The 351-nt window shown below is 70.4% G+C and carries 1 protein-coding gene; it reads left to right on the top strand.

The genetic code is table 11. The features are described from left to right. A partial coding sequence (locus FLQ44_RS10155; protein ID WP_147694291.1) for a magnesium chelatase subunit ChlI family protein occupies window positions 1-196 on the top strand: 196 nt, incomplete at its 5' end. Window positions 197-351 lie beyond the last annotated feature (155 nt).

Below are 351 nucleotides of genomic sequence, written 5' to 3' on the forward strand. Positions count from 1 at the left end.
GGCCCACTGCCGCCTGTCCGATGCCGAACAAGCCCTGCTCGAGGCGGCCGTCGAGCGGCTGCAGCTCTCGGCCCGGGCCAGCCAGCGCATCCTGCGGGTGGCGCGCACCGTTGCGGACCTCGCTGGCGCGGAGCGGATCGCCTCTGCCCATCTGGCCGAGGCGATCGGCTACCGGCGCATGGACCGCAGACGCTGAAGGCCTGCTCAGTCGTCGCGCAGCGGGCCGAAATCGAAACGCAAGTTCAAGGGATCGACGCCGAGGCTGATCCGCACCTCGTCCCAGTCGCCGCGTTCACCGACCGGAAGATTGGAGTACCCGAAGGGCTCGGCGCCAAAACGCCGGTCCTGCCG

It is taken from the genome of Vogesella mureinivorans, assembly GCF_007644035.1.
Lineage (GTDB): Bacteria > Pseudomonadota > Gammaproteobacteria > Burkholderiales > Chromobacteriaceae > Vogesella > Vogesella mureinivorans.